Below are 25,994 nucleotides of genomic sequence, written 5' to 3'. Positions count from 1 at the left end.
CCGCTCACGCCGGCCCCCGTGTGGGCAATGGGCTGGATGGTGCCGTCGGGGTTGTAATACAGGTACTCGGCGCACACGCTGCGCGGCCCAGGGCCCCGCTTTCGCCGTTGGGCAGCGTGAGCGTGGCGTTGTGGTAAAACAGGTACCACTGCTTCCGAAACTCGACGATGCCGGGGTGAATGGTGTAGCTGTTTTTGGCCTGCTCCGTGAGGATGCCCTGGTAGGTCCAGGGGCCGGTTATTTTAGAGGCCGTGGCGTAGCAGAGCTTTTCCCACATACCCTGGTGGGCAAACGCGGCGTAGGTGAGGTAGTAGGTGCTGCCGCGCTTGTGCAGCCAGGGCCCCTCGGTGTAGTTGGGCACCTCGATGCGCTGGATGGGGCCGTCGAGTTCGGTCATGTTGGGCTTGAGCTTGGCCAGGTAGCAGTTGGGGTTGCCCCAGGCCAGCCAGGCCGTGCCGTCGTCGTCCACCAACACGGTGGGGTCGATGTCGTCCCAGCCGTTGGGGCCGGGCGTGGTCTGGTCGCTGACGAGGGCCGTCCCGCGGGCGTCCACGAAGGGGCCGGTTGGGCTACCCGACACGGCCACCCCAATGGCCTTGCCCGTGGCCGGGGGCCCCTGCTGCACGGCGGCATAGAAGTAAAACTTGCCGTTGCGGGCCACCACCTGCGAGGCCCAGGCATCCTGCACGGCCCACTTAAAATCGCGCACCTTCATTATGGAGCCGTGGGCGGTCCAGTGCTTCATGTCGGTAGAGGAGTAGCAGCGCCAGTCGTTCATGTTGAACATCTGGCCGGCCTTGGCCTTGTCGTGCCCCACGTACAGGTACACCTTGTCTTTGTAAACCAGCGGGGCCGGGTCGGCCGTGAACACGTCGCGGATAAGCGGGTTGGTGCCCGGCTGCGTGCCCGCCTGGCCGTGGCTGCGGGTGGCGGCCAGCGGCCCCAGCGCCAGCAGCAGCGCCGCCAGGAAGAGAGGCTTGTTCATGAATAAGCTGAAAAACGAGCGAGGAAATATGCCCCAAGTGTGGCGCGGCTGGGGGCCCTTCCACGCTGGCAAGGGGGAGTAGGGCCCCAGCCGCGCCGCCAAAACTTACCGGCGCTGCCGCTGGGGCCGCTGGTCGTTGGCAATGACGCCCTCCAGCGTGTGCATGGGCGGCTCCACGCTGGCCGGGATGGGCAAGCGGCTGAACTGCTGGAAGTAGAGCAGGCAGGCATCCTTCCAGAGCACGGCATTGCCACTCTGGGCGCGCAGCTTGTTTTGCACAGTGGCAAACCGCTCGGCGTCCACGTAGGGCCGGGCCGCGTCCCAGGTTTGCTGGAACTGCCGCACCTGGTGCACGCCCAGGTCGTAGTGCAGGGCCAGCTCGTCCCAGAGGGTACGGCCGCTTTTCATTTTGAAGTCCCAAGGGAGGTGGTGAAACCAGAGCAGGTACTCGTCGGGGCAAGTGGCGGGGTCGTTGAACTGAGCGGCCAGGGGCTCGTGGTACTGGCTCACGGCGTTGCTGCCGGCGGTGGTGCGGTCGAATCCTACGCCGTTGGCGGCGGCCTGGTGGTAGTAGGGGGGCGTCCAGTCGGCGCGCATCTTGTCCGGGGCCCACCAGGGGCCGGGGCCGTAGTGGTCGTAGGTGGCCGACATGATGTGGTGCAAGCCCAGGGGCATGGAGTAGTTCACGGCGGCCTCGCGGCTGGCCAGCAGCAGCTGCGTCATGGGGGCCAGGAAATGAGCGTTCCAGTCGGCGGCGGCCGGAGCTGGCTGGCCGGCCGCAGTAGTGGCCGATTCGGCAAACGTAAGGCGAAGCCACTCGTCGGCTATCTGACTGCTCTTCATGGTGTTATTCCAGGCCAGGCGGCCGAAGGCGTACCAGTTGGCCTGGCCAAAATCCTGGCCGGTCCAGTTGGTAGCTAGGCCCACGTTGGCCACGCCGGCCATGGCCGAGTGGCGCTGCGGGTACACGCTGCCGTCGGTGCAGCGGGCCACGGTGCTGCCGGGGCCGGCCTGGTAGGTGTCGCTGCCCAGGCACTCCTCCCACATGGGGGCCAGGAAAACCAGGTCGGTGGACTGGCCCAGGTACTCCTGGGTAATCTGAAACTCGGGCATCACGGCGGTCTTTTTCAGGGCCCCAAAAAGGGGGCTGAACGGCTCGCGGGGCTGAAAGTCAATGGGCCCGTTTTTCACCTGAATAATCACGTTGTCGCGGAATTTGCCGTCGAGGGGCACGAATTCGTTGTAGGCCTGCTTGGCGCGGTCCTTATCGGCGGGGCTGTACACGAAGGCGCGCCACATCACCAGGCCGCCGAAGGGGCGCACGGCGTCGGCGAGCAGGTTGGCCCCGTCGGCGTGGGTGCGGCCGTAGTCCTGGGGCCCCGGCTGGCCCTCGCTGCTGGCCTTCACCACAAAGCCGCCGAAGTCAGGAATCAGCGCGTACACTTCCTTAGTCTTATTTTTCCACCAGCTGATAACGGCCGGGTCGAGCGGGTCGGAGGTTTTGAGGCCGCCGAGCAGGGCCGGCGAAGAGAACTTCACGGATAAGAACACCTTCACGCCGAAGGGCCGCAGCTCGTCGGCAATGGCCTTGGTGCGGGCCAGGTAGGGGCCCGAGAGCATCTGGGGCGAAGAATTGACGTTGTTAATCACGGCCCCGTTGATGCCCACCGAGGCATCGGCGCGGGCGTAGGCCTGCCACAGCGCCTTGTCGCGGGCAGTCACGGCGAAGGCGCTGTCCTTGCGCCAGAAGATGGACTGGCCGGCGTAGCCCCGCTCCACCGAGCCGTCGAGGTTGTCCCAGTGGTTGAGCACGCGCAGCTCGTAGGAAGGGTTGGACACGCCCGCCGCCAGCGGCTGGCCGGTTTGCTGGCGGCGCAGCAGCTCAAACACCCCGTAGAGCAGCCCCGCCTCGGTGGCGGCCTCCACGCTGGTGGCACTCAGGCGAAAACCGTCGTTCCGAAGGGCTTTGTCCTTTTTAATGGTCAGCCGCACGTTGGCTCCGGCCGCGCCCTGCCAGCCGCGTTGCAGTTCCTGCTTGGCCGTGGCGAGCAGGAGCGAGTTTTTGGCAGCGGAAACTACCGTGACCGGCGCGGCCGGGTGCGGGCGCAGCCAGAGCTGGTGGCCGTCCTCGGCCTTGAGCGTCAAGGCCCCGCACAGAAGCAGAAGGCTGAAAAAGAGTTGTTTCATGTGGTGGGAATTCTAGAAAGGCTGATTTTGGAACGGAGAGTAGCTAGGGGCCCGGCGCTGGTGCCAGTCGCCCCAGCGCCGGGCCCCTACCCCCCCCTACCGCACCGCCTTCACGCCCTCCGTAGTCTGCACGATGGGCTGAATAGTGCCGTCCTTGTTGTAGTGCAAATAATCGACGCAGATGGAGCGGCGGTAGCTGCCGCCGGTGGGCAAGGAGCCGTTGTGATAGAAGAAGTAGCTCTTGCCCTTGTAGTCAACGATGCCGGGGTGGGTCGTAAAGCTGTTGGGCACATTTTCCTGAATGATGCCGCGGTAGGTCCAGGGCCCGGTGGCGCTGGGAGCCGTGCAATACTCAATCATTTCGGGCTTAGTGCCGGCGCTGGCGTACACTAAGTAATACAGCTTCTTGCGCTTGTACACCCAGGGCCCCTCGATGTAGTTTTTGGGCTTGAGCACGGTGATGGGGCTGGCCAGCTCGGTCATGTTGTCCTTCAGCTTCACCCAGCGGCAGCTGCCGTTGCCCCAGTACATATACACCTGCTTGTCGTCGTCAACGAATATGGTGGGGTCAATGTCGTCCCAAGATTGAGGCTGGTCCTTGGTCATCTCGTTCACGATGAGCGCCTTGCCAATAGCGTCCTTGAAGGGCCCAGTCGGCCGGTCCGACACGGCCACGCCGATGGCCGAGCCGCCCTGGCTGTTGTCGTCCTTCTTGTGGAAGGTGGCCACAAACCAGTAGAACTTGCCGTTGTGGTACACGCACTGCGCCGCGTAGGCATCGCCGGTGGCCCAGGCAAACGTCTTGACCGAGAGGCGCGTGCCGTACGATTTCCAGTTCACCATGTCGGTGGTGGAGTAGATGCGCCAGTCGGGCATCTTATAGTTGGTTTCCTGCACCGAGGCCGTGTCGTGGCCGGTGTATAGAAACAGCGTGTCGCGGTACACCAGCGGCGCCGGGTCGGCCGTGAACACGTCCTTGATAATGGGGTTTTGGGCCCGCAGGGCCCCAGCGGACAGCAGCAGGAGCAGGAGCAGGAAGGCTAACAGGGTGTTTTTCATGGGGTAGGGAATATTTCAGGAAAGGAATTCGGGTTAATTACTGCGCCCGCAACTGGTAGGTTTGGCCGGCTTCAGTGGGAAAATCATACACCCACGACGGAGCCAGGGTGGGCCGCCGGGCGGTGGTTTTGCTCGATACCAGCGGGGCCTTTACGGGCAGAGTGTAGTAAAATGAATTGGGGTTTTCGCCCTCGGCGGGGCGCAGCTGAGGGCCGCCTTTCGCCACTACCTGGCGGTGCACCCGCACCCGGCAGGGGCCCCCGAGGCGCGAGACGATGCGCGCCCGTGTGAGCTGGCCGTTGGCCCAGGCCACATCCACCACGTAGCCGCCGCGGGCCACCAGGCCGGTGACTTCGCCGGTGGGCCAGGCGTCGGGCAGGGTGGGTAGCAGGTCGAGGGTGCCGTCGTGGCTCTGCACGAATAGCTCGGCCAGGCCGGCGGTGCAGCCGAAGTTGCCGTCAATTTGGAACGGGGGATGGGCGTCGAGCAGGTTGGGGTAGGTTCCTCCCCCCTCGCTCACGCCGCCGGGCTGGCTGGCGCGGGGCCGCAGCTGCTCGGTGAGCAGCTTGTAGGCGTGGTTGCCGTCCTGCATCCGGGCCCAGAAATTTACCTTCCAGCCCATCGACCAGCCCGTGCTCACGTCGCCGCGCTGGGTGAGGGTAATGCGGGCGGCCTCGAAAAGTTCGGGCGTACGGTAGGGCGAAATCTGGCCGCTCGGGTACAGCCCGTAGAGGTGCGAGATGTGGCGGTGCTGGTCGCGGGGGTTGTCCTGGTCTTGCAGCCACTCCTGCACCTGCCCGTACTGGCCAATCTGCATGGGCGGCAGCTGCTGGCGCAGGGCCCGCAGGGTGTCGGCAAACGCCTGGTCCTGGCCCAGCAGCTCGGCGGCCCGGATGGTTTTCGAGAACAGGTCGAATACCAGCTGGTTGTCCATGGTGGTACCGGCAACCAAAGCAATATCCTTACCCTCAATTTTATAGCTGTTTTCAGGCGACACCGACGGGGCTACCACCCGCCACTGGTGGGTGGGCTCGGTCTGGAGGGCATCGACGAAGTAAGTGGCCGCGCCGCGCAGCACGGGGTAGTAATCGCGCAAAAACTGCTGGTCGCCGGTGAACTGGTAGTGGTCCCACAAATGCTGGCTCAGCCAGGCCCCGCCCATCGGCCAGAGGCCGTACTGCGGCGGGTCGACCTGCCCCGTGATGCGCCAGATGTCGGTGTTGTGGTGCAGCATCCAGCCGCGGGCGCCGTACATCTGGCGGGCGCTCTGCTGCCCGGTCACGCTCAAGTCTTTTAGCATGCCGAACAGGGGCTCGTGTAGCTCCGTCAGGTTGGTGACCTCAGCCGGCCAGTAGTTCATTTCGGTGTTGATGTTCACCGTGTACTTGCTGTCCCAGGGGCCCTTGAGCTGGTCGTTCCAGATTCCCTGCAGGTTGGCCGGCTGCCCGCCCGGCTGCGAGCAGCTGATGAGCAGGTAGCGGCCGTACTGAAAATAGAGTGCCGCCAGCGCCGGGTCGTGGCCTTGGGCGAAACCCGCCAGGCGCTGGGGGGTAGGCAGCTGCGCGGCGGGCGTGGTGCCCAGGTTCAGCGTCACGCGGTTGAAGTAGCGCTGGTAGGCGGCCACGTGGTCGGCCAGCGCCTGCTTATAAGGCTTCTCAACCGCTTTTGCCAGGTAGGCTGTGGCCCGCGCCGCCGCGTCGCCGCTCACGTCGTGGTAGTTCACGAAGTTGGTGCCGATGGAAATGTACACCGTGGCGCTGGTGGCCCCCGCAATGCGCAGGCCCGCCGCGGTGGCTTGCACGGTACCGCCCTCGGCCACCGCCTGCACCCGCGTCTGGAACCGGATTTTGCCCTCCTGCCCCTCGTGCGCGCTGCCCGTGCCATCGAGCACCAGCTGCGCGCCTTCGGGGTGCAGGGTGTGCTGCATGGGAGTTTCTTCGCTGAGCAGGCAGCTGATGCGGCCCGGCTGGCTGGCCGTGAGGCGCACGATAATCACCTGGTCGGTGAGGGAGCTGAACACCTCGCGCCGGTACTTCACGCCGTCGAGCTGGTAGCTGACCGAGGCCACGGCCCGGCCAATATCCAGGTCGCGCTGGTAGGCGGTGGCGCGCTCGTGACCGGGGAAATCGAGGTACACATTGGCGGCCAGCTGGTAGGGCATCCCGCTGTTGCCGAAGGGCTGCATCTGCGCCTGGGCCAGCGCCTGGGCCTCCACCTGCTGCCCGGCCAGCAGCTGCGCCCGCAACTGCCGCACCGCCGGCAGCGCGTCGGGTTTCACGTTGTTGTTAGGGCCCCCACCCCAGATGGTTTCCTCGTTCAGTTGCAACCGCTCGCGCGCCGGCCCGCCAAAGACCATCGCGCCCAGCCGCCCGTTGCCGAGGGGTAGGGCCTCGTTCCAGTTGGCGGCCGGCTGGTCGTACCACAGGCGCAGGGGGGTAGGCGCGGTCTTACCTAGGGCCGTAGTGGCGGCCCAGAGGAAGAGCAGGAAGAAGGCGATGGTGTTTCTCATAGGTGAGGCAGAGGACGGAAAGGATTTTATGCGTAGCATCAGCGGTTAAACTGCCACCAGTCGAACCGGAGCGCGTTGTTGCTGGCCGCCTTGAAGACGAAGTAAACGTCGTGGATTCCTCCTTGCCGACCTACTTTGCAGGACTGAACCACCCAGTTTTCCAGGCTTTCGGTGCTCTTCACTTTCAACGTTCCCAACAACGTCCCGGTAGGGCTGTCCAGGTGTAGTTCAATGACCGGATTACCCGCATTACTCGCCACCGACGCCAGAAATTCCTTCGCGCCCTTTTCAAAATTAACACCCCTGACCTTGATGTAATCACCACTGTCTATGTTCGTTACGTACATCTCATTGGGGCCTTTGTCGGTTTTAAGTCCCTGGCTAGAGGCAATGGTTTCGGCCTCGGTGCGCTTGTAGGGGTTTAAGGTCGCCACGCGGTCTACGCCGGCGTCTGACCAGAACGGCAGCTTCTGAATAGTGCCGTCGCCGTTATACGTCAGCTTATCAACGCACACCGAGCGCCGCTCGGTGTGCGTCGGCGACAGGGCTTTGGAAATGGCATAATTAAAGCCGAATAAGTAAGAGTTTCCCTTGTAATCAATAATGCCCGGGTGGTTGCCGTTGGACCTGGGGTCGCTGTCCATGAGCATGCCGGTGTAGTTCCAGGGGCCCGTGGGGCTGGTGCTCATGCTGTAGCCGATGCCCTCCGGGCAGCAGGTGGAGGCATAGGCCACGTAGTACTTGTCTTTTCGCTTGTAAAACCACGGCCCTTCCTGGTAATTGGCCGGCTTGGTGGGAGACTTAACAATGTCGCCCGCATAAGAAATCATATCCTCGTTTAGCTTGACGTAATACAGGCTCGGATTGCCCCAGTACAAGTACGCCTGGCCATCGTCGTCGATGTGGACGGTGGGGTCAATATCGTCGATGCTATTCTGAATCAGCGGTTTACCTAACGGGTCGGTGAAGGGGCCGTAGGGACTATCCGACACCAGCACGCCGATTCCCTTGACGTGAATGGGGCAATAGAGGTAGAATTTGCCATTGCGCTCGATGCACTGCGGCGCCCACGCCCCATTTTGCGGCGCCCAGCTAAAGCTCTTGGTAGACGCGACCTTGCCGTGGTCGGTCCAGTTCACCATATCCGTGGAGGTGTACAGCAGCCAGTTGAACATCTTAAACCCTTTGGCATCGTCCTCATCGTGGCTGGTATATAGAAACACCGTATCCCGATAAACCAGCGGCGCCGGGTCGGCCGTGAACTTGGTTTGGATGATTGGATTTTGGGCGTTGCCGCGAAAGGCTGCCGCTACAAGCAGGCAGAGAAAGAGGATACCAGGGGCTATTTTCATATTTTTAAGCTGCATGACGTTCTTTCCTGGTTGCTGAAGCCGCTAAAAATGAGGCATTGTGCTTTCTAAAGCAGTTTTCCTACTTAAAAAAGCTTCTGCGCAAACAGGTACAAATCGTGCCGCCACACGGGCCAGGTGTGGCCGCCAGGGTACTCGCTGTAGGCGTACTTGAGGCCCATTTCGTCCATTTTGGCGCGCATCACCTTGTTGTTGGCGTAGGCGATGTCGGTGGGGCCGCCCATCGAGAGCCAGAGCTGCTTGAGGTTGGTGTTGATGGTGCTGGTATTGGCCTTCATGAAGGCAAACTGCGGGTCGGAAAGCTGGGCGTTGTTGGCCAAATAGCCCGAGCTGAACACGCCCAGGTACTCAAACATATCGGTGTTGTGCAGGCCGGCGTAGAGCGTTTGGATACCGCCCAGCGAGAGGCCCGCCAGGGCCCGGTTCTGGGGCCCTGGGGCCACCCGGTAGGTGCTTTCCACCAGCGGCAGCACGGTTTGCTTGAGCTCGTCCTCAAATTTTTTCAGCGTGGCTTCGCCAAAGCCGGCCAGGCCGCCGGAGCCGCCCATGTTGCCATCCAGCATCACGATGAGCATGGGTTTGGCCTTTTTGTCGGCGAGGAGATTATCGAGAATCAGGTCGGCTTTGCCTTGCTTGGCCCAGCCGGTTTCGTCCTCGCCGCCGCCGTGCAGCAGGTACAGCACCGGGTACTTGGTGGGGGCGCTAGCGTCGTAGCCGGGGGGCGTGTACACGAATAGTTGGCGCCACGAATTGGTGACTTTGGAGTAGTAACGCTGCTGGCGCACGGCCCCGCGGGGCACGTCGCGCGGGGCGTAGTAAGCGCCGTTGCGCGAGGGCACCTCGATGCCGCTGGCCATGCGCCCCATGCCGTAGAAGGTGTCGCTGGCGGGGTCGGCCACGGGCAGGCCGTCGAGCAGCAGCGAGTAGTAGTGCAAGCCCTCGCTGAGGGTGTCGGTGGTAGCGGTCCAGTAGCCTTCCGCGTCTTTGGTGAGGTCGTATTTCCGCACCAAATCTATCTGCACGCGCTGGGCGTCAGGAGCTTTCAGGCGAAATACGGCGCGGTTGTCAGGCAGCAGCTGGGGGTATTTGGCGTTGCGCACGTTGGTGGCGGCCACCGCCCCTAGCACGGTGTAGGTGGGCAGCGCGGCCACATCGACGGGCTTAAACAGGAACTGCGAGAACATATACAACCCGTTTTTCCAGACCTTGAACTCGTGCCCGCCCGGCTCGATGTAGTACACGTGCGGCACACCGTGCTGGTAGAGGTAGTCGTGGAGGCGTTGGCTGATGCCGAGCAGGCCATCCTGGTCGCCGCACGAAATCCAGAGCAGCTTGAGCAGCTTTCTGGCGCGGGCCGGGTCGGGCACCAGCACCTCAGGCATCTTGGTGTTGGGGGCCGAGGAAAAGCCGCCGACCCAAGCAAATTTATCGAGGTTACCCAGCCCAAAATCCAACGACTGGCCGCCGCCCATCGAGAGGCCCGCAATGGCGCGGTTCTCGCGGGTGGTCAGGGGCTTGTAGGTTTTTTCGATGTAGGGAATCAGGTCGGTGAGTAAATCCTGCTCGAAGTTGGCAAAACCGGCCACTTTCTCGGGGCTGTAGATATTACCCACCGCCCGGTCGTCCTTCAGGGCGCGGCCATTGGGCATCACCACTAGCATAGGTTTCAGCTTGCCCTGGGCGTACAGGTTGTCCAGAATCACCTCCGGGTGGCCGCCCTTCAGCCATTCCTTCTCATCGCCCCCGATGCCGTGCAGCAGGTACAGCACCGGGTATTTCTTCTTCTTAACGTAGCCCGGCGGCGTGTACACCAGCGCCTTGCGCACCGTCCCCACCGTTTTGGAGGGGTAGGCGATGCTGTCAATCCGGCCCTTGGCGATGCCCGCCGTGGGTTGGTCGAACCCCCTGGGGGCCTCTTTGGCAATCTGCTGGGCCAGTGCCGGGCCAGCCGTCAGCCCTATTAGAGAGAGGAGGAAAAGGAGTTTTTTCATGGCTTGTGGGGAAGGGAATTGGGGGGAATAGGGAGGGAATTAGGATTTCGATAGAACGGTCATACTGAGCTTGTCGAAGCATCTCTACCGCTTCGCCTGAGCCGTTGCAACGAAGCGGTAGAGATGCTTCAACTCCGCTCCGCTGCGCTCAGCATGACGACCCAGCGGCCCAACGGCGATGGCCTGACCGTCTGACGCGGAGGGCATCAATCTCACTCAAACCGCACCCAGTCAATGGCCACCGGCGCATCGGTTTTGGGCGCTACGTACAGCCCGTGCGTGCCGGCCCGGAAGGCAGACAACGGCGCTTTCACCTCCTGCCACTGGCCACTTTTGGGCACCTTGACCAAAGCCAGCACCGGGCCCTGGGGCCCGTCGGCACGCAGCTGCACCGTGGCCCCGGCGGGGGCCTGCACGCGTAGCATCACCGTTTTGAGGGCCTGTTTGCCGAAGGCTACGCCGTTGTACTTCACCCAGCCCTGGTTGTTGGCAAACTCGGTTTTCCAGCCCTGGAAGGTGTTCGCCGTATCCAGGAAGGCGATAGACGCACCCGCACTGCTCAGGCGGCTGTAGCGGTCGAGCTGGATTTTCTGCCGGGCATCGGTCAGGCCCGCGCCGCGCAGAGTGGGCACTACTTTGCGGATGTTCCCGTTGGCCTCAAAAAACAGGCTATCCAGGCGAATGGAGCGGGCTTTGTCGAAGTCGGGTGACAGGTCGTTGTGGTGGTAGAATAGGTACCATTGGTTCTTGAAATCGATAATGGAGTGATGGTTGGTCCAGCAGCCCGTAAACTCGTCCATAATCACGCCCTGCACCTTAAACGGCCCTAGGGGGCTAGTGCCAGTGGCGTATTCGAGGCGCTCGATTTTGTTCTCCACGTGCGGGTAGGTGAGGTAGTAGGTGCCGTTGCGCTCAAACAAATACGGCCCTTCCTTCAATCCCTTGGTGGGTAGCTCGCCTAGCGTAACGGGCTCGGAGGCCAGCTCCAGCATATTCTCCTTCAGCTTAGCTCCGTAGATGTTGCCCTGCGACCAGTACAGGTAGGCCTGCCCGTCCTTGTCGATGAACACGTTGGGGTCGATGCCGCGCACGCCCTTGATGGGCAGCGGCTGCGGCACGAAGGGCCCAGTAGGCTTATCGGCCACGGCTACCCCCACCGTAAAGCCCTTACTGATAGTGGTATCCCGAGGGCTAGTGGGAAAGTAGAAGAAGTACTTGCCGTTGCGGAAGATGCAGTCGGGGGCCCACATGCTGTAGCTGTCGGGCTTGGCCCAGGGCACCTTATTCTGGGTTACGATGACGCCGTGGTCGGTCCAGTCGGTGAGGTTGGCGGAGGAAAACACGTGGTAGTCCTCCATGCAAAACCAGCCGAGGCGCCCGCGCTCCTTGGTGGCCAGAATATCGTGCGAAGGGTACACGTAGACCCGGCCATTGAACACCCGCGCCGACGGGTCGGCCGAGAATTGGTTGGTGATTAACGGGTTTTGGGCTGCTGCTGGAGCCGCCCAAAAGCTGGCCAGCACACTCAGCAAAACAACTAGGTTGCGTAAGGTCATGGTGTTGTTTTTTAGTCGAAAAATGCTACTAAATGGTCGTAATGGAAGTAATCGAAGCATCTGATTAGGTCGTCATGCTGAGCTTGTCGAAGTACCTCTACCGCTTCGTTGCAACGGCTCGGGTGAGGCGGCAGAGATGCTTCACTGCGTGGCCGCCAGATGAGCATGACCGTTCTACCCGAATCTCTACTCCCTTACTTCCCGCCCACTATCGTATCGGCGATGTGGAAATAATCAAAGTCAGCGTAGCCGCCCGGCGTTTTGGTGGCGTAGTTGAACAGGCCGAACCGGTAGCCGATGAAGTGCGGCAGGGTGTAGGCCATTTTGAGGGGCCCGCCGATGGGTTTCCAGAACTTCCCGTCGAGGCTGTAGAAGAACATGGCCCGGTCCTGGCGGTCGATGAAATCGCAGGTGGCCTTGAAATACACCGTGTTCTGGGTAAGCGGGATGCGCGCCATTTCCACGGGCTTTTCCGATTCGGCGCTTATCATCACAATGGATTTTACGCCGTTGCGATTTTCTACGCCCACCTGGCCGTAGCGCTTTTGCAGCAGGGCGAGGCCAGCAAAATCACCGTCTTTGAGGTGCGACACATCCAGGGACGTGCTGCCGGCGCACACGGGGCCGATGGTGCGCTGCGTGAGCGTGTTGCGGGCCAGCAGAAAAGTGGTGTCTACGCGGCCGGTTTTTAGGCGTAGGAAGCCCTTGCGCTCCTGCACCGACCAGAGGCTGTTGGCGGGATTGTGGTTCCACTGCCACACCAGCGGCAGGGCGGCCTCGCCCTTGCGCCGGGCAAACTCGTCGGAGGCCACGATGCCGGGTATCAGGCGCTTATTGGGGGGTAGGGCGAGGGTTTCGGGCACCTTGCCGGCCGGGTCGCCCAGCACAGGCCAGCCGTCGGCCCAGGTCACGGGCACGAGGTAGGGAATGCGGCCCACGGACCCGTTGTCGCGGAACAAGTAGGCAAACCACCGGCCGTCGGGCGTGTCGATGAGGCCGCCCTGGGCCACGCCTTTGTCTTGCAGCGCCAGGCGGCCTTCGTAGGGGCCCGTGAGCTTATCGGCCCGGTGCACCACCACGGTGCGCATGCCGTTTTTGGGCCACACGATGTTGAAGAGGTAGTACTTGCCTTTGATTTTGAACAGCTGCGAGCCCTCGGCTTGCAGGTTGATGTCGGGGCCGGCGGGCGCGCTGGCGTTCTCAATCAGCACCTGCTCGGTGGTGCCGGGCTTGATGCCCGCAGCGTCGGCCGTGAGCTCTACCAGGCGCAGCTTGCCCGTGCCGTACACCATATACACGCGGCCGTCGTCGTCAAAAAACAGCGAGTGGTCGTGGTAGCTGGGCGCAAACGACACCTCTTTCCAGGGGCCCTTTTCGATGTCCTTGGTCGAGTAGATGTAGGTTTTGCCGGTGGTTTGGGCGAAGGTGCTCACGTAATACGTACCGTTGTGCAGGCGCAGGCTGCTCGCCCACGAGCCGCGGCCATAGGTGCTTTTGCCGTTGGTGAGCGTCATGGCATCGGGGCTGCCTAGGGTCTGGTAGGCGTAGCTCACCAGCTGCCAGTTCACGAGGTCGGTCGATTTCATGATGGGCACGCCGGGGCTCATGTGCATCGTGGTGCTACTCATGTAGTAGGTGTTGCCCACCCGAATCATCGACATATCCGGCACGTCGGCGTAGATGAGCGGGTTGTGGGCCGGCTCTGGGGCCAGCGGGGCCTGCGCCCGCAGCGGTGCGCCCGCCGCCGCCGCCAGCCACAGGCTCAGCATCAAGGCGCTTTTGCGCATACCGTCCGGTAATTGGCTACTTATCATGGGCCTTTTGTTTAATGAGTTACGGGCTTGATGGCCTGATATTTACCGCTCAGGTGTAGCAAGCTGAACAGGTAGAGAATCCCGTCGTAGTAGGGGTCAAAATAGCCGTCAGCGTAAGGCGCCAGCTTGGCATCCCAGAGGGCGTGTACAAACGCCAGCTGCTGGTCTTGTTGCATCAGCGAGGCCGCCGCGCTGGTGGATACCAAGCCCAGCGAGTGCCGCAGCTTCTTCACGTCGCCAGCGGGCAAAATAAAGTCAGGCCGTGTGCCGTCCACGTTGAACTGGTCCTCAAAAGTATTCAGCCCCTTGCCCCGCAAAAAGCCCTGAAACCGCCGGGCGTACTGCTGCTGCCAGGCCTTGTCCTTGCCAAACCACACGTAGTCCATGGCAATGTTCATGGGCACCCGCCACGAGTCGTAGCGGAAGGCCGGCGGCATCCACTTGGTGGCGTGGGGCGTGCCGCTAAACTCGGTATAGTCGTAGTTGAGGCCGGTTTTTGGGTCGCAGGCCCGGTGCAGAAACGCCCGCGACGTATCGGCGCAGGCTCGGTAAAACGCCTCGTGCCCGTCCTTGGCGTAGGTGGCCCACACCTCCAGAAAAGCCGGCAGGTGGTACGACGGGTCGGTCCAGTTATAGCCGTCGCCCACCGGCACGAAGGTTATCTGCTTGTGCTCGGTATTAATGAGGTTGCGCACGCCGCCGGTACCGTCTTTTTTCCACGAAGCATCCAAGATGCGGCGGGCCTGCTGGTAGTAGTTGATGCCGGTGTCGTTGCCCCAGCGGTTGGCCGCAAACAGCAGGCTCGTCACGAAATACAGCTCCCCATCCGAAGCGGGGCCCTCCGAATTGAGCTTCATCGTGGTAGTGCTGAAACTCCAGGCGAAGTAGCCCGCCAGCGGCCCGTCCTGGTGCTGCAAGTTCTTTTTCGACCAGCGCCACAGCCGGTCAAATACCTCCTTTTTATCGAGCTGCACGGCTAGCATCATCCCGTAGGACAGCCCCTCAGTGCGGGCGTCGTGGTTTTTGATATCCGACACGTAGGCCAGCGAGTCGCCCACCTCGAAGTAGATTTTCTGGGGCCCCTCAAACAGCGCCTGGTACGTCTGGGCTATTTTCTGGTCGATGGCGGCCTGGCTGTACCCGGCCTCGCGCAGCAGATTGGGGTATTTGCCGGTGTAGAAAGCGCCCGTTTTGGGGCCCTGGGCCGCCGCCCTACCCCCCGCCAGGCCCAGCAGCCCAATCAGGACCAGCAACTGGCATGCTTTAGTGAAAGAAGTGATGCGAGAATTCATGCAAGAGGAAAAGGAGATAGAATTAACAACTGTTTGTCAAGGGCTTAAAGCCACCCTACCCTACGGCTGCACCACGAAGCCACCCCGCGCCGGCAACGTCACACTCACTGTGGTACCGGTAATTGCCTTGGTGCTGAAGCTGCGGTTGGTGTCCCCGTCGGTAATGAGGGTGCCGCTCGTGATGTCCAGCTTGCCGAGGTCAACCTGGATGGTTTGCGGCGCGTCGGAGCCGTTGATGCCGGCCACGTACCACGCGCCGCCGGGGGCCTGGCGGGCCAGCACGGCGTACTGGCCGGGGTAGCCGGCCACGTACTTCACGTCGGCCCAGCGCGGGGGCAGCTTTTTCACGAAATCCTGCACGTAGGCGGGCTGCGCGGCCATGCCCTCGGGCACCTCGGCATAGTGCTGAATGCCCGACTGAAACACTACTGACAAGGCCAGCTCGAAGGCGTTGGAGGTGCGGCGCTGCTTGCCTCGTATCTCCGAAAACGCCATTGGCGTGAAGTCCATGGGCCCCACGGCGTTGCGGGTGAAGGGCAGCGTGGCGCAGTGGGTGGGCTCCTGGTCGGTGTTTTTCTGGTCGAAGGTCAGGAACTCGAAGCCGCGCACGGCCTCCATGCTCATCAGATTGGGGTAGGTGCGGTTCCAGCCCCTGGGAATGGTGGTACCGTGGAAATTGGCCAGTAGGCCTGCTTTAGTAGCATCGACCAGGATGTCCTGGTAGTAGTTCATAAACGACTGCCCGTCGCCGCCAAAAAAGTCGATTTTCACCCCCGCCACGCCCATCTGCTTGAGGCGAGCAAACTCCTTGCGCCGGCTTTCGGCCTCAAACAGTACGTTGGTGGGCGTTTGCGGGGACTCGTTCCAGTGGCCGTTCGAGTTGTACCAGACCAGTAGGCCCACGTTTTTACTGCGGGCGTACTGGGCTAGCTCCTGGGTTTTGTCGTAGCCTATCTGCTTGTCCCAGAGCGCATCGACCAGGCAGTAGCGCCAGCCCATAGTGGCGGCGTAGTCGATGAAGCGGCGCTGCACGTCGTAAGTGGTGTTCTGGTCGCCGAGCAGCACCCACGACCATGAGGACTTGCCCGGCGCGTCGGGCAGCAGGGCCGTTTGAGCGGGCGCGCTCAGGTCGGTCGTCAGCGTCGATTCGACGATAGGCGCCAGCGAATTGCCCACCACCAGCACGCGCCAGGGCGTGCGCCACGGCAGGCGGCTTTCGGGCAACAGGGCCGCGTCGGGCGTGGTTTTTTCGGGGGTCTGCGGGAAGGCCACCGCGTACTCGGCATCGGGCGACTGGTGGGCCAAATGGCTGCCGCAGTAGCTGCGGCCCATGCCGGCCTCGGTCAGCAGCACCCAGTTTTTCCCTACCTCAAACAGCGCCGGAAACGACCACCCCTGCCCCAGCGGCGAGGTCGTGCCGGCCGCCACGCCTTTCTCATAATACTCCTCATACGAGGGCTGCGTATTGGCAAAGCCCGTCTGGGCCACGGCGTGCGGGTGCAGCCAGCCCTTGGCCCCGGCCGGCAAATGGAACGTGGTGCTCTCGGCCGTAATGCGCTGTACCTCGGTACTTTTGCCTTCAACAAGATACTGAAACGCTACCCCGTCATCCGACACCTGAAACACCACGCTCAGCGTAGGGGCCCCGGCCGCCCCCGCAAAGTGCAGCACGCGCCGGTTGGCCCGGTAGCGGCAGTTGGCGCGCTTGTCGGTGGCCAGCTGGTAGTTGTCGGCCACGGCGGTTTGTGGGTCAGCTTTGGTGAGGCGCAGGCCCTGCGTGAGGTCGGCGCTGGCCAGCCGCAGCCCCAGGCGCGAGGGGCGCAGCAGCTCCGTCTGGCGGTAGCGCACGGCGTAGGTCGGCTGGCCTTGGGCGGTCACGGCCACCATCACCGTCACGGCCCCGTCGGGACTGCTTACCAGTATGGGGCCGGCCGCCCGGGCCGCCGCGAGCGGCAGCGCCAATAAGCAAAGCATGGAGAACAAGCGCATGAAAATAGGGTAGTGGAGTAATTAAAAAACGGGGGGTAGGCAAAGCCCAAAACCTCGATAAAGGGCCGGGCGGGCTACCGTTTTCCGCGCACGCGCAGCACCGTCAGCGAGTAGGGCGCGGCGCTGTAAGTGAAGCGTTTGCTGATTTTGTAGGCGGTGGTTTTGGGCAGCACTGTGCGCGGACTGGCGAAGGTGTTTTGGGCATTGCGGGCCCCCGTGAAGGTCGTTTGGGTGGCCATCGTTTTCAGGCCTTCAAAGCGCGTCAGGTCGATGGCGAAGGGCTGCGGCTGGGCCCCTAGGTTCACCAGTTTCACAATCACGTCGCCGGTGCGGGCATCGCGCACGCAGGAGGCGGCGGCCGTGGTATCGGCGCTGGGGCCGGCGGGCGGCGTTACCACCCCGGCGTGGTAGGTGTCGCCCTGGTTTTGGCCAAAAAGCTGCTGCACGTAGTAGTTCACGGAGGGCACTACGGCCGTGTTGTTGAAGTAGATAAGGTCGGGTTTCCACTGCGTGTGGCCCTCCTTGGCCAGCAGGGGGGCGTAGGAGGCCAGCTGCACCACGTCGCCGTTGCGCTCTAGGGCCGTCATGTACAAGGCCTCGGCCAGGGCGTTGTGCAGGGCATTGCCCCACGAGGCATACTCGCCCAGGTACACCTTGGCCTTCGAGCGGTCGTAGGTGTCGTAGCGGCGCTGGTTGGCCAAAAACCACTTGGGCTGCTCGTAGTAATGCTCGTCCACCACGGGCACGCTCAGCTGGTTGGCAAAGGCCCAGCCCTGGTCGTAGTCCTCGCCCTTGGGGCTGGGCCCCACCGTGCCGATGACCGTGACCGTGGGGTACTGCCGGCGCACGGCGTCGTAGAGCAGCTTAAACCGCTCCCGGAACCCCGGCGTTTGCTTGTCCTCGTTGCCAATGCCAATGTACTGGAGGTCAAACGGTTTGGGGTGTCCGGCCGCGGCCCGCTTAGCGCCCCAAATAGAAGTAGCCGGGCCGTTGGCGTATTCTATCAGGTCGAGCACGTCCTGGGTGTAGGCGGCCATGTCGGCCAGCGGCAGGCACTGCTGGCCGGTGCTGCCTATTTTCCAGCTGCCGCCCGAATTCTGGCAGCTCACGCCAGCCGCCACCACCGGAATGGGCTTGGCCCCAATGTCTTCGCAAAACTGGAAGTACTCGAAATAGCCCAGCCCCGTGGTTTGGTGGTAGCCCCAGATGTTGCGCTGCGCGGTGCGCTGCGCCACCGGGCCAATGGTTTTTTTCCAGTCGTAGAGGTTGTCGAGGCCATCGCCGTGGGTCAGGCAGCCCCCCGGGAAGCGCATAAATTTGGGCTTCAGGTTGGCAATACTCTGGGCTAAGTCGGCCCGCAGGCCATTGGCGCGGCCCCGAAACGTGCGCTTCGGAAACAGCGACACCATGTCGAAGTCCAGAATGCCCTTGCCGGTGGCCAGCACCACGAGGCTGGCCCCGGCGTCGGTGGCCGTGGGCGTGAGGGTGGCCCGGTACTGCTGCCAATCGGCGGCCTGCGCCGAGAGGGTAGCCTCGGCCAGTACCTTGCCCTGGGCGTCTTGCAGCTGCACCAGCAGCGGCACGGCCGCCCCCGATTTCACCCGCGCCCACAGCGAAAAGTCGTACTGCTCGCCCGCCGTCAGCGCGATGCCGTCGAAGCCGTGATTTCTCAGCCCCAGCCCTTTCTGAAAGGGATTTTCGATTTTCAGCTGCACGTAGTGCGGGTTGTTGGCGTGCAGCGGGGCCGCACTTTCCACCGACAGGCTGCCCATCGCGAAGCCTTCATGCAGGTAGTCCCAGCTGGTGAGCGGGTGCCAGCCCTCGTGGTCGCTGGGCGCGTACTCGAAGGAGCGGTTTTGCACCAGCTCGGCGTAGAGTCCGCCATCGGCCGCGTAGTTGAGGTCTTCGAAGAAGATACCGAACAAATCGGCACTGATGGGCTTGCCGGCGGCGACGCGCTGCGCCCCGGCGGGCGCAGCTACCGCCACGGCTATTCCCAAGGCAAGCAAGATGGAGGCTATCTTCATGACTAAAACCAGATAAGTGCAAGCGCTTGTAAATCAGAATATTCTGCTACAGCCAACGCTTGCACCGGGAAGCTACGGCTTCTCTTATTTTTTGTACATCGGGTCGTCCCCTTCGTATTTCAACGACTTGAAAGAGGCCGTATTGGTGGTCGGTTGCCCGGCCGAGGTGCCGTACATACCATACAGGCAGCCAATGAAGCCGCCCGCCGTCTGGGTGCTCAGGAAGCGCGCATCTACCTTGTCTTTAAGCACCGTATAATTTTTACCATCCTCCGAATAGCGGAAGCTGTAGGTGTCGCCGTCGGCATTAATGCGCAGCATGACCTTGCCGGCCGCTGCTTTCAGCGGCGCTTTGGCCAGCATCTCGGGACTCTTGGCATCAGCCGTGCTCTTGAAAAGCTGCACCACGGGCTTGCCGTTCTCCACCGATTTGCAGAGGTAGTAAAAGTGCTTTTCGTCCTGAAACGCCACCAGGCCGGCTGTTTCATTCGCCGCTTTGGCCGCGAACATCAGCTCGGTTTCGGCGCTGCCGTACATGTGCTGCTGCCGCTTGCCGATGAAGGCCGGGTTGCCCGTTTCAGCGCAGGTTTCGGGCTTCAGCTTGAGGGTGAGGCCCTTGGCCTTGCTCAAGGAGAAATTGGTACTATCCACCGTGCGCAAAAACAGCAGCGCGGGGTCCAGCTGCTTCTCGAAGGTGAGGGTGTAGCCAAAATTGCCGTTTTGCGGCAGGGCCCCCGGCTGCTTCACTTCGGGGAATTTTGCCTGGTAGCTGTACTGCACGCCGTTGGGTCCGGTATTCATCACGGGCCAGTCGTTTTTCCACTCCACGGGCGTAATAAACGTCTCGCGGCCAGTATTATAGAAGTTGTCTTCGTAGGGCCGCACCGCCAGGAAAATGGCGTAGGTCTTGCCATCCGGCCCTTCCACAAACTGCGCGTGGCCCGCCGACGTGATGGGGTTTTTGCGGTCTTTGGGCAGCTCGCGCTGCGAGAGAATCGGGTTGTTCTCGTAGGGCACGAAGGGCCCCAGCGCCGACTTGCTGCGAAACACCACCTCCGTGTGGTTCACCGACGTGCCGCCCTCGGCCGCGTACAGGTAGTACCAGTCGCGGGCCTTCATAAGGTGCGGCCCCTCAATCCAGACGGGCTTTTTGCTGATATCTACCCCACCATTTACCAGGATTTTGGCCTCGCCCACCGTTGTTAACGTGGTTGGGTTCAGCTCGATAATCTTGATGGAGCGGTGGCCCGAATACAGGGGCGTGCCGGGCGGGTCGCTATTGTAAATGACGTAGGCCTTGTCGCCCTCAAAAAACAGCGAGGGGTCGATGCCCCGCACCTCGGGCAAGAAAGTGGGGTCGCTCCAGGGCCCAGCGGGATTTTTGGCCGTCACCACGAAGTTGCCCTTGTGGTCGATGAGGGTGCAGGTGACGTAGTACGTGCCGTTGTGGTAGTCGATGGCCGGCGCAAATAGCCCGCGCGTCATGCGGTCGCCCAGGAAGTTCATCTGCGACGGCCGGCTGATGACGTTGCCCACCTGCTTCCAGTTTTTCAAGTCCCGGCTATGCATCACCGGAATGCCGGGAAAGTAAGCGAAAGTGGAATTGACCAGGTAGTAATCCGGCCCCACCTTCACGATGCTAGGGTCTGGGTAAAAACCAGTTAGGATAGGATTTACCAACTCAATCGATTGTGCGAATGCGGCAAAAGGCAGGAGCAGCAGGGCCAGCAAAGCCGGTAGCCGCCGGGGTAGGGTTGCGTGTTTCATGTGGTACTAGTAAGAAGTTTAAAGGAGCGACGGACGGGGGCGGCCGGGCCGCCCCCGTCGTCGTTAGTCGATAACTACCCGGGCGCCGGTCAGCGCCACGCTGGCCCGCAGCACCCGGCCGGCGGCCACGGCGGGCGCCAGCGGCTGGCCACCGCCGATGAACACTTGCACCGTGCCAGCCTGCTCCACCCGCTTGGCCTGCGCATCGAGGCGCGAGAGTTGGCGCGGGGTGAGCGTGAACTGCACCGTCTGCCGGGCGCCGGGCGCCAGGTTGAGGCGGCGGAAGCCTTCGAGCGCGTGCCGGGCCACGCGGCCCGTGGCACCGGCGTGCCGCACGTAGAGCTGCACTACCTCGTCGCCGGCGCGGGCGCCGGTGTTTTGCACGTCCACGCTCACCCGCACGGGCTGGCCGGTTACGGGCTTCGACAGCACTTTCAAGTTGCTGTATTTAAAGGTGGTGTAGCTCAGGCCGTGGCCGAAGGGAAACAGCGGCTCGCCGGTGAAGTAGCGGTAGGTGCGGCCGACCATGCTGTAGTCGTCGAAGGCCGGCAGCTGGGTTTCCGACTTGTAGAACGTGACCGGCAGGCGGCCAGCGGGGTTGTAGTCGCCAAAAAGCACGTCGGCCAGCGCCGTGCCGGCGGCCTGCCCGCCATACCAGCTATTGAGGATAGCCGGCAGATGCTCAGCTTCCCAGGGGGTAGCAAGGGCGCTGCCCGTCATGAGGGCCAGCACCACAGGCTTGCCGCTGCTGTGCAGCACTTTCAGCAGGTCGGTTTGCACCTGCGGCAGGCCGATGGTGGTGCGGTCGCCGCCGCTGAAGCCGGGCACTTTCACGTTCATTTCCTCGCCCTCCAGCTTGGGCGAAATGCCGCCGATGAACACGATGGCGTCCGCATCCTTCACCTTCGCTAAGATATTGGCGGCGTTCATGGTCACCACTTTAGCCCCGGTAAATTTGAGGATGGTGCGGCGGTCCATTTGCAGGTATTCGAGCCGCAGGTTCAGCTTTTGGCCGGCGTCACGGTCAGCACGTGCTGGTTGGTGGAGAAGCCGCGGCCCTGCCAGGCGTCAATCACCAGCTTGTCGTCCACGAAGAGCCGGTAGCCGTCGTCGCCGGAAATTTGCAGGGCTAATTCTTCCGTCTTTTCAGGCGTGAAGGTGGCCTGATAGCGGGCCGAAAAATTCTCGGCGGGCAGGCCGGGGGCCACTTCCATTTTCACGTTGGCCAGGTAGCGGTCGAGGCCGGCTTCCTGGCGCGTGGCCACGGCGGGGCCCTCCAGGTTGGTACCCTTGAAGTACTCGGCCCGAAAGCCCGGCTGGCCCTGGTACGCCAGGTTTTTATTGATGTCAAGCGGCTCGTACACGGTGTTGCTGGCGTAGTCCACGCCTTGCATATACACCACTTCCGTTTCCTTGCCCACCTTGGCCCGGATGCCTTCGAGCGGCGTCACGATATCGGTCGGGAAGCCATTGTAGTTGCCCAGCTGCACGCTTTCGTTGTCGGCGTTGGGGCCCATCACCACCAGCTTCTTCAAGCTTTTGCGGAGGGGTAGGGTGTTGTTTTCATTCTTGAGCAGCACCACCGACTCGCGCGCCATCTTCAGGGCGTGGGCCTGGTGCGGGGCGCTTTCCACCACGCTCAGCGGAATCCGGGCGTATTTCACGCGCTCCACGGGGTCGAACATGCCCAGCTGAAACCGGATTTTATACAGCCGCTTCACCGACGTGTCGAGCTGCTGCTCGCTGATGAGCTTCTTCTGCACCGATTCCAACAGCGAGTTGTACGTAAATAGCTTGCCCGTAGCGCACTCAATATCAGTGCCGTGCAGCACGGCGTTGGCAGCAGCTGTGGCCGCGTCGGAATCGGTTTTGTGGTTCTGCCAGAAGTCGTTGATACCGTCGCAGTCGGAGGTGACGTAGCCTTTGAAATCCCACTTCTTGTACAAGATGTTAGTCATCAGGATGTCGCTGCCGCAGCAGGGCTGGCCGGCGTAGGCGTTGTAGGCGCACATCACGCCCGCTACCTTGGCGTCCACAATCAGGTCGCGAAAGGCGGGTAAGTACGTGTCCCACAGGTCGTAATCGCTGATTTGGGCATTGTACACGTGGCGCGACGACTCGGGGCCGCTGTGCACGGCAAAGTGCTTGGCGCAGGCCGTGATTTTCAAGTACTTGGGGTCGTCGCCCTGGAAGCCCTTCACCAGCGCCGAGCCCAGCTGCCCGGTCAAGTAAGGGTCTTCGCCGTAGGTTTCCTGGCCCCTACCCCACCGCGGGTCGCGGAAGATATTGATGTTGGGCGTCCAGAAAGTAAGTCCCTGGTAAATACCCCGTTCGCCGCGCCGCACGTACTCCTGGTGCACCGCCCGCGCCTCGTCCGAGGTCATGGTGGCCATCGTCAGCATTGCGTCCTTGTCAAACGTGGCGGCCATGCCGATGGCCTGCGGGAAAACGGTGGTTTTCATGCTGGTGCGGGCCACGCCGTGCAGGGCCTCGTTCCACCAGTTGTAGGCCGGAATGCCCAGCCGGTCGATGGCCGGCGAAGCATTCAGCATCTGCGACACCTTTTCGGGCAGCGTGAGGCGGCCCACCAGGTCGTTCACTCGCTGGTCGAGGGCCAAATCGGGGTTTTGGAACGGAAACTGTTCGGCCGACTTAGGGGGGGTAGGGCGGCCGGCGGGTGGGCGCTGGGCGCCGGTAGCGGCCAGCAGCAGCAGCCCAAGTAGGGGTTTGACAAACTTCATACGGGTGGGAAGGAATGTAAAACGGAGTGGCACTCCGTTCAGCGTGAGGGAGCAGCGAGGGGGCAGGCGTTTGGTGGGCAGCGTGTGCAGGCGCGGAAACGGAGTGCCACTCCGTTTTACAGACCTTAGTGGCTACCCCTACAACATCAGGGGGTAGGGCGGAGCAGGCGCACGTCGTACACGCTGCCGGCCGTGGAGGGGGCTGTGGCTAAGAACTTCACCGTGAGGGCCGTGGGTGCGTCGGGCTTTTGGAAGGCGGCGGGCAGCGCGTAATCCACGTCGTAGAAGTCGCCTTGCGGGTTGCCTTCCAGGCGCACAGTTTGCAGCAGCACGCCATTCACTAAAATATTGAAATTTCGGTTTTTATCGCCGCCCGCATACGTTACGCGGAGCGTGCGGGCGGCCCGCTGGGGGTTGCGCAGCTGGTAGCTAAACCAGCCCGTGGCGCGCCGCCAGTGCCGGTTGCGAAAGGTGCCGGTTTCGGTTTGCTGCCCCTCAAAGCCGTGGTCCGATTCGGGCTGCTGCTCGCCGGGGGCCACGTAGTCCACGGTGCGGGCTTCGAGGGCGCGCTTTTCCTGGTCTTTGCGCCGCAGCTCGTCCTTGCGGGCCACCAGGCCGGCGGGGGTCGTCACGGGCCAGTACACCATGTAGCGGGCGTCCTGAATCTGAGCAAACGGCACCAGTTGCACGTTGCGGTAGCGCTCGCCATCAATGAGGCCGGCGGCCGTGAAGGTGAGCGGCTGGCCGGCCACCGGCCGGATGCCCGCGGCCACGTCGGGGCCCTCCGACACGAGTACCGGCGCTTCTTCGATGGGGTAAAGCGGGCCGTTGGGCACGTGCGCCATCCGGGCCCCGTTGGCCCGCAGGCCCGCCAAATCGGTAGTATCCGTGACGGCGGCCAGCACTACCGGGCCGTGCACAAACGACACCCAGGAAGTATGGTCGGGCAGGTATTCGGCGGTGGTGGTCATGGGCAGGGCCACGCTCACCACGTCGCCCGAGCGCCACTTGCGCGTGAGCGTGACGTAGCCCGGCGCGGCGGCGCTGGTGGCCACCGGCCGGCCATTCACCTGCACCAGCAGCTGGCCCGCCGGCACCCATTTGGGCTGCCGGATGCTGAGGGCGAAGGTGCGCGGCTTTTTTAGGGCCAGGCGCAATTGCGTGCGCTCCTCGCGGGGGAAAGTCGTTTCCTGGGTCAGGGTGAGGCCCTGCTCGGCCCAGGTGAGGGCAGAAGGGATAAACAGGTTCACCAGCAGCTCCTGCTGGCCGCGGTGCGCGTACACCAGCTCGCCGTACTTGCCGTGGTTTTCGAGGCCCGAGCCCACGCAGCACCAAAAGCCCTCCTGCGGCTGCGAATACACGCGGTAGTGCCGGGGCCGCATGGGCGTGAAGTACACAAAGCCGCCCTGGCCAGGGTGTTGCGACGACAAAATGTGGTTGTAGGTGGCCCGCTCGTAGTAGTCGAGGTACTTGGTGGCACCGCCGGCCAGGTACAGCTCCTTGCTGAGCTTGAGCATGTTATAGGTGTTGCACGTCTCGGGGCCCTCGGTGCTTTCCAGCATCGAGGCGAAGTTGTCGGCCGGGTTGAAGTGCTCGCTCACGCTGTTGCCCCCAATGGAAACCGTCCGGTTTTCAACCACCGTTTTCCAGAAGAACGCCGCCGCCCCCGCCCAGGCCGGGTCGCCGCCCACCTCGGCCACCCGCTCAAAGCCGATAACCTTGGGAATCTGGGTGTTGGCGTGCATTCCGTTCAGCACATCCTGGCCAGCCAGCAGGGGCCCCAGCACCGCTTGGTGCGAAAAGCGCTGGGCCAGCACCAGGTACTTGTGCTCGCCGGTGAGCTCGGCCACGTCGGCAAAAATCTCGTTCAGGCCACCGTGCTCACTGCGCATCATGTCCTGGAGCTGCGCGTCGGAGAGGTTGGCCGTGAGGTCTAAGAACCAGTCGGTCAGCTTGATGAGCATGGTGCGGGCCTTGGCGCTGCCGGCCACGGCGTAGGCGTCGCGCAGGCCGGCGAAGGTTTTGTGCAGGTTATAAAGAGGCACCCACTTGTCATTGAGCCCGAAGCTGTTGGCCTTGATGTTACCGGCCTTCACCTGCGCCCACATGGCCGGGCCGCCGGGCACGCCGCCCAGGTAGCCATCGCCGCTTTTTTGCTGGCAAAGTTCTAGCTGGTCAATGAAGTAGGTGAGGCGCTGCTGCACCTGCGCGTCGCCGGTGGCGGCGTACATGTAGGCCAGAGCCGAGAGGTAGTGCCCGCCCATGTGGCCGTCGAGGCCGGTGTTTTCCCAGTTGCCGTAGTTCTGGGCCGTGGGCGGCAGGCCGGCGGCGGCGCGGTAAGGCGCCAGCAGGCGGTCGGGGCTCAGGGCCAGCATATAGGCCAGGTCGGTTTGCTGGGCCTCCCGAAAAGGGCTGTCGAGGAGGCGCACCGCCGCCACGGGGAAGCTTTGCAGCTTCGCCGCCTGGCCCCACCCCAGCGCCGGGACCAGGCACAGGGCCCCAAGTAGCAGATTTTTCTTGTTAGTCAACATTCTTGAAATGAACTACTTGCTGGAAAATTGCGGAAAGCTACTTGCCCAAAAACAGCTAGCGGATACCCACACTACCCTTACTAGAGCCTGTTATGAACTTGTGCCGAAATTCGGGGTATGGCTTACCCCAGCGATGTAAAAGACGACGAATGGACCTTCGTGGCCCCGTACCTGTG

The 25,994-nt window shown here is 62.6% G+C and carries 15 protein-coding genes; all 15 read right to left on the bottom strand.

Annotated elements, in window-relative coordinates:
• Positions 1 to 4: 4 nt before the first annotated feature.
• Positions 5 to 985 (bottom strand): glycoside hydrolase family 43 protein, encoded by a 981-nt coding sequence (locus BEN49_RS20470; protein WP_070746280.1) that lies wholly within the window; start codon positions 983 to 985, stop codon positions 5 to 7.
• A 105-nt stretch (positions 986 to 1,090) separates the two neighbouring features.
• The gene (locus BEN49_RS20465) at positions 1,091 to 3,172 is read right to left on the bottom strand and encodes an alpha-glucuronidase (RefSeq protein WP_070746279.1); all 2,082 of its coding nucleotides are present in this window, start codon (positions 3,170 to 3,172) and stop codon (positions 1,091 to 1,093) included.
• A gap of 96 nt (positions 3,173 to 3,268) precedes the next feature.
• Complete coding sequence (locus tag BEN49_RS20460; protein WP_070746278.1) at positions 3,269 to 4,231, bottom strand: glycoside hydrolase family 43 protein; 963 nt, start codon at positions 4,229 to 4,231, stop codon at positions 3,269 to 3,271.
• 37 nt (positions 4,232 to 4,268) lie between these two features.
• On the bottom strand, positions 4,269 to 6,740 hold the full coding sequence (locus tag BEN49_RS20455) for a glycoside hydrolase family 95 protein (RefSeq protein ID WP_070746277.1): 2,472 nt from the start codon (positions 6,738 to 6,740) through the stop codon (positions 4,269 to 4,271).
• A 38-nt stretch (positions 6,741 to 6,778) separates the two neighbouring features.
• Positions 6,779 to 8,092 (bottom strand): glycoside hydrolase family 43 protein, encoded by a 1,314-nt coding sequence (locus BEN49_RS20450; RefSeq protein ID WP_204376175.1) that lies wholly within the window; start codon positions 8,090 to 8,092, stop codon positions 6,779 to 6,781.
• An 83-nt stretch (positions 8,093 to 8,175) separates the two neighbouring features.
• A complete protein-coding gene (locus tag BEN49_RS20445) occupies positions 8,176 to 10,101 on the bottom strand; it encodes an alpha/beta hydrolase (protein WP_070746275.1) in 1,926 nt (641 codons plus the stop codon).
• Between the two features lie 212 nt (positions 10,102 to 10,313).
• Complete coding sequence (locus BEN49_RS20440) at positions 10,314 to 11,657, bottom strand: family 43 glycosylhydrolase (protein ID WP_083326299.1); 1,344 nt, start codon at positions 11,655 to 11,657, stop codon at positions 10,314 to 10,316.
• A gap of 194 nt (positions 11,658 to 11,851) precedes the next feature.
• Positions 11,852 to 13,444 (bottom strand): glycoside hydrolase family 43 protein, encoded by a 1,593-nt coding sequence (locus BEN49_RS20435; protein ID WP_083326298.1) that lies wholly within the window; start codon positions 13,442 to 13,444, stop codon positions 11,852 to 11,854.
• 38 nt (positions 13,445 to 13,482) lie between these two features.
• Positions 13,483 to 14,763 (bottom strand): family 8 glycosyl hydrolase, encoded by a 1,281-nt coding sequence (locus BEN49_RS20430; protein WP_070746274.1) that lies wholly within the window; start codon positions 14,761 to 14,763, stop codon positions 13,483 to 13,485.
• A 60-nt stretch (positions 14,764 to 14,823) separates the two neighbouring features.
• Positions 14,824 to 16,752 (bottom strand): glycoside hydrolase family 97 protein, encoded by a 1,929-nt coding sequence (locus tag BEN49_RS20425; RefSeq protein ID WP_070746273.1) that lies wholly within the window; start codon positions 16,750 to 16,752, stop codon positions 14,824 to 14,826.
• Between the two features lie 74 nt (positions 16,753 to 16,826).
• A complete protein-coding gene (locus tag BEN49_RS20420) occupies positions 16,827 to 18,779 on the bottom strand; it encodes an alpha-L-arabinofuranosidase family protein (RefSeq protein WP_083326297.1) in 1,953 nt (650 codons plus the stop codon).
• Positions 18,780 to 18,863: 84 nt separating this feature from the next.
• A complete protein-coding gene (locus BEN49_RS20415; RefSeq protein WP_070746272.1) occupies positions 18,864 to 20,546 on the bottom strand; it encodes a glycoside hydrolase family 43 protein in 1,683 nt (560 codons plus the stop codon).
• Positions 20,547 to 20,609: 63 nt separating this feature from the next.
• Positions 20,610 to 21,524, bottom strand: a complete 915-nt coding sequence (locus BEN49_RS20410; RefSeq protein ID WP_070746271.1) for a glycoside hydrolase family 3 C-terminal domain-containing protein — start codon at positions 21,522 to 21,524, stop codon at positions 20,610 to 20,612.
• A 23-nt stretch (positions 21,525 to 21,547) separates the two neighbouring features.
• Positions 21,548 to 23,287 (bottom strand): glycoside hydrolase family 3 protein, encoded by a 1,740-nt coding sequence (locus tag BEN49_RS20405; RefSeq protein WP_070746270.1) that lies wholly within the window; start codon positions 23,285 to 23,287, stop codon positions 21,548 to 21,550.
• A 146-nt stretch (positions 23,288 to 23,433) separates the two neighbouring features.
• Positions 23,434 to 25,818 (bottom strand): glycoside hydrolase family 127 protein, encoded by a 2,385-nt coding sequence (locus BEN49_RS20400; RefSeq protein ID WP_070746269.1) that lies wholly within the window; start codon positions 25,816 to 25,818, stop codon positions 23,434 to 23,436.
• Positions 25,819 to 25,994: the final 176 nt, after the last annotated feature.

Origin of the sequence: Hymenobacter coccineus, from assembly GCF_001816125.1 — a bacterium.
In the GTDB taxonomy this organism is placed as follows: Bacteria; Bacteroidota; Bacteroidia; order Cytophagales; family Hymenobacteraceae; genus Hymenobacter; species Hymenobacter coccineus.
The sequence above is the reverse complement of the archived record's forward strand: the minus strand, read 5'-3'. Positions and strand labels throughout refer to the sequence as shown.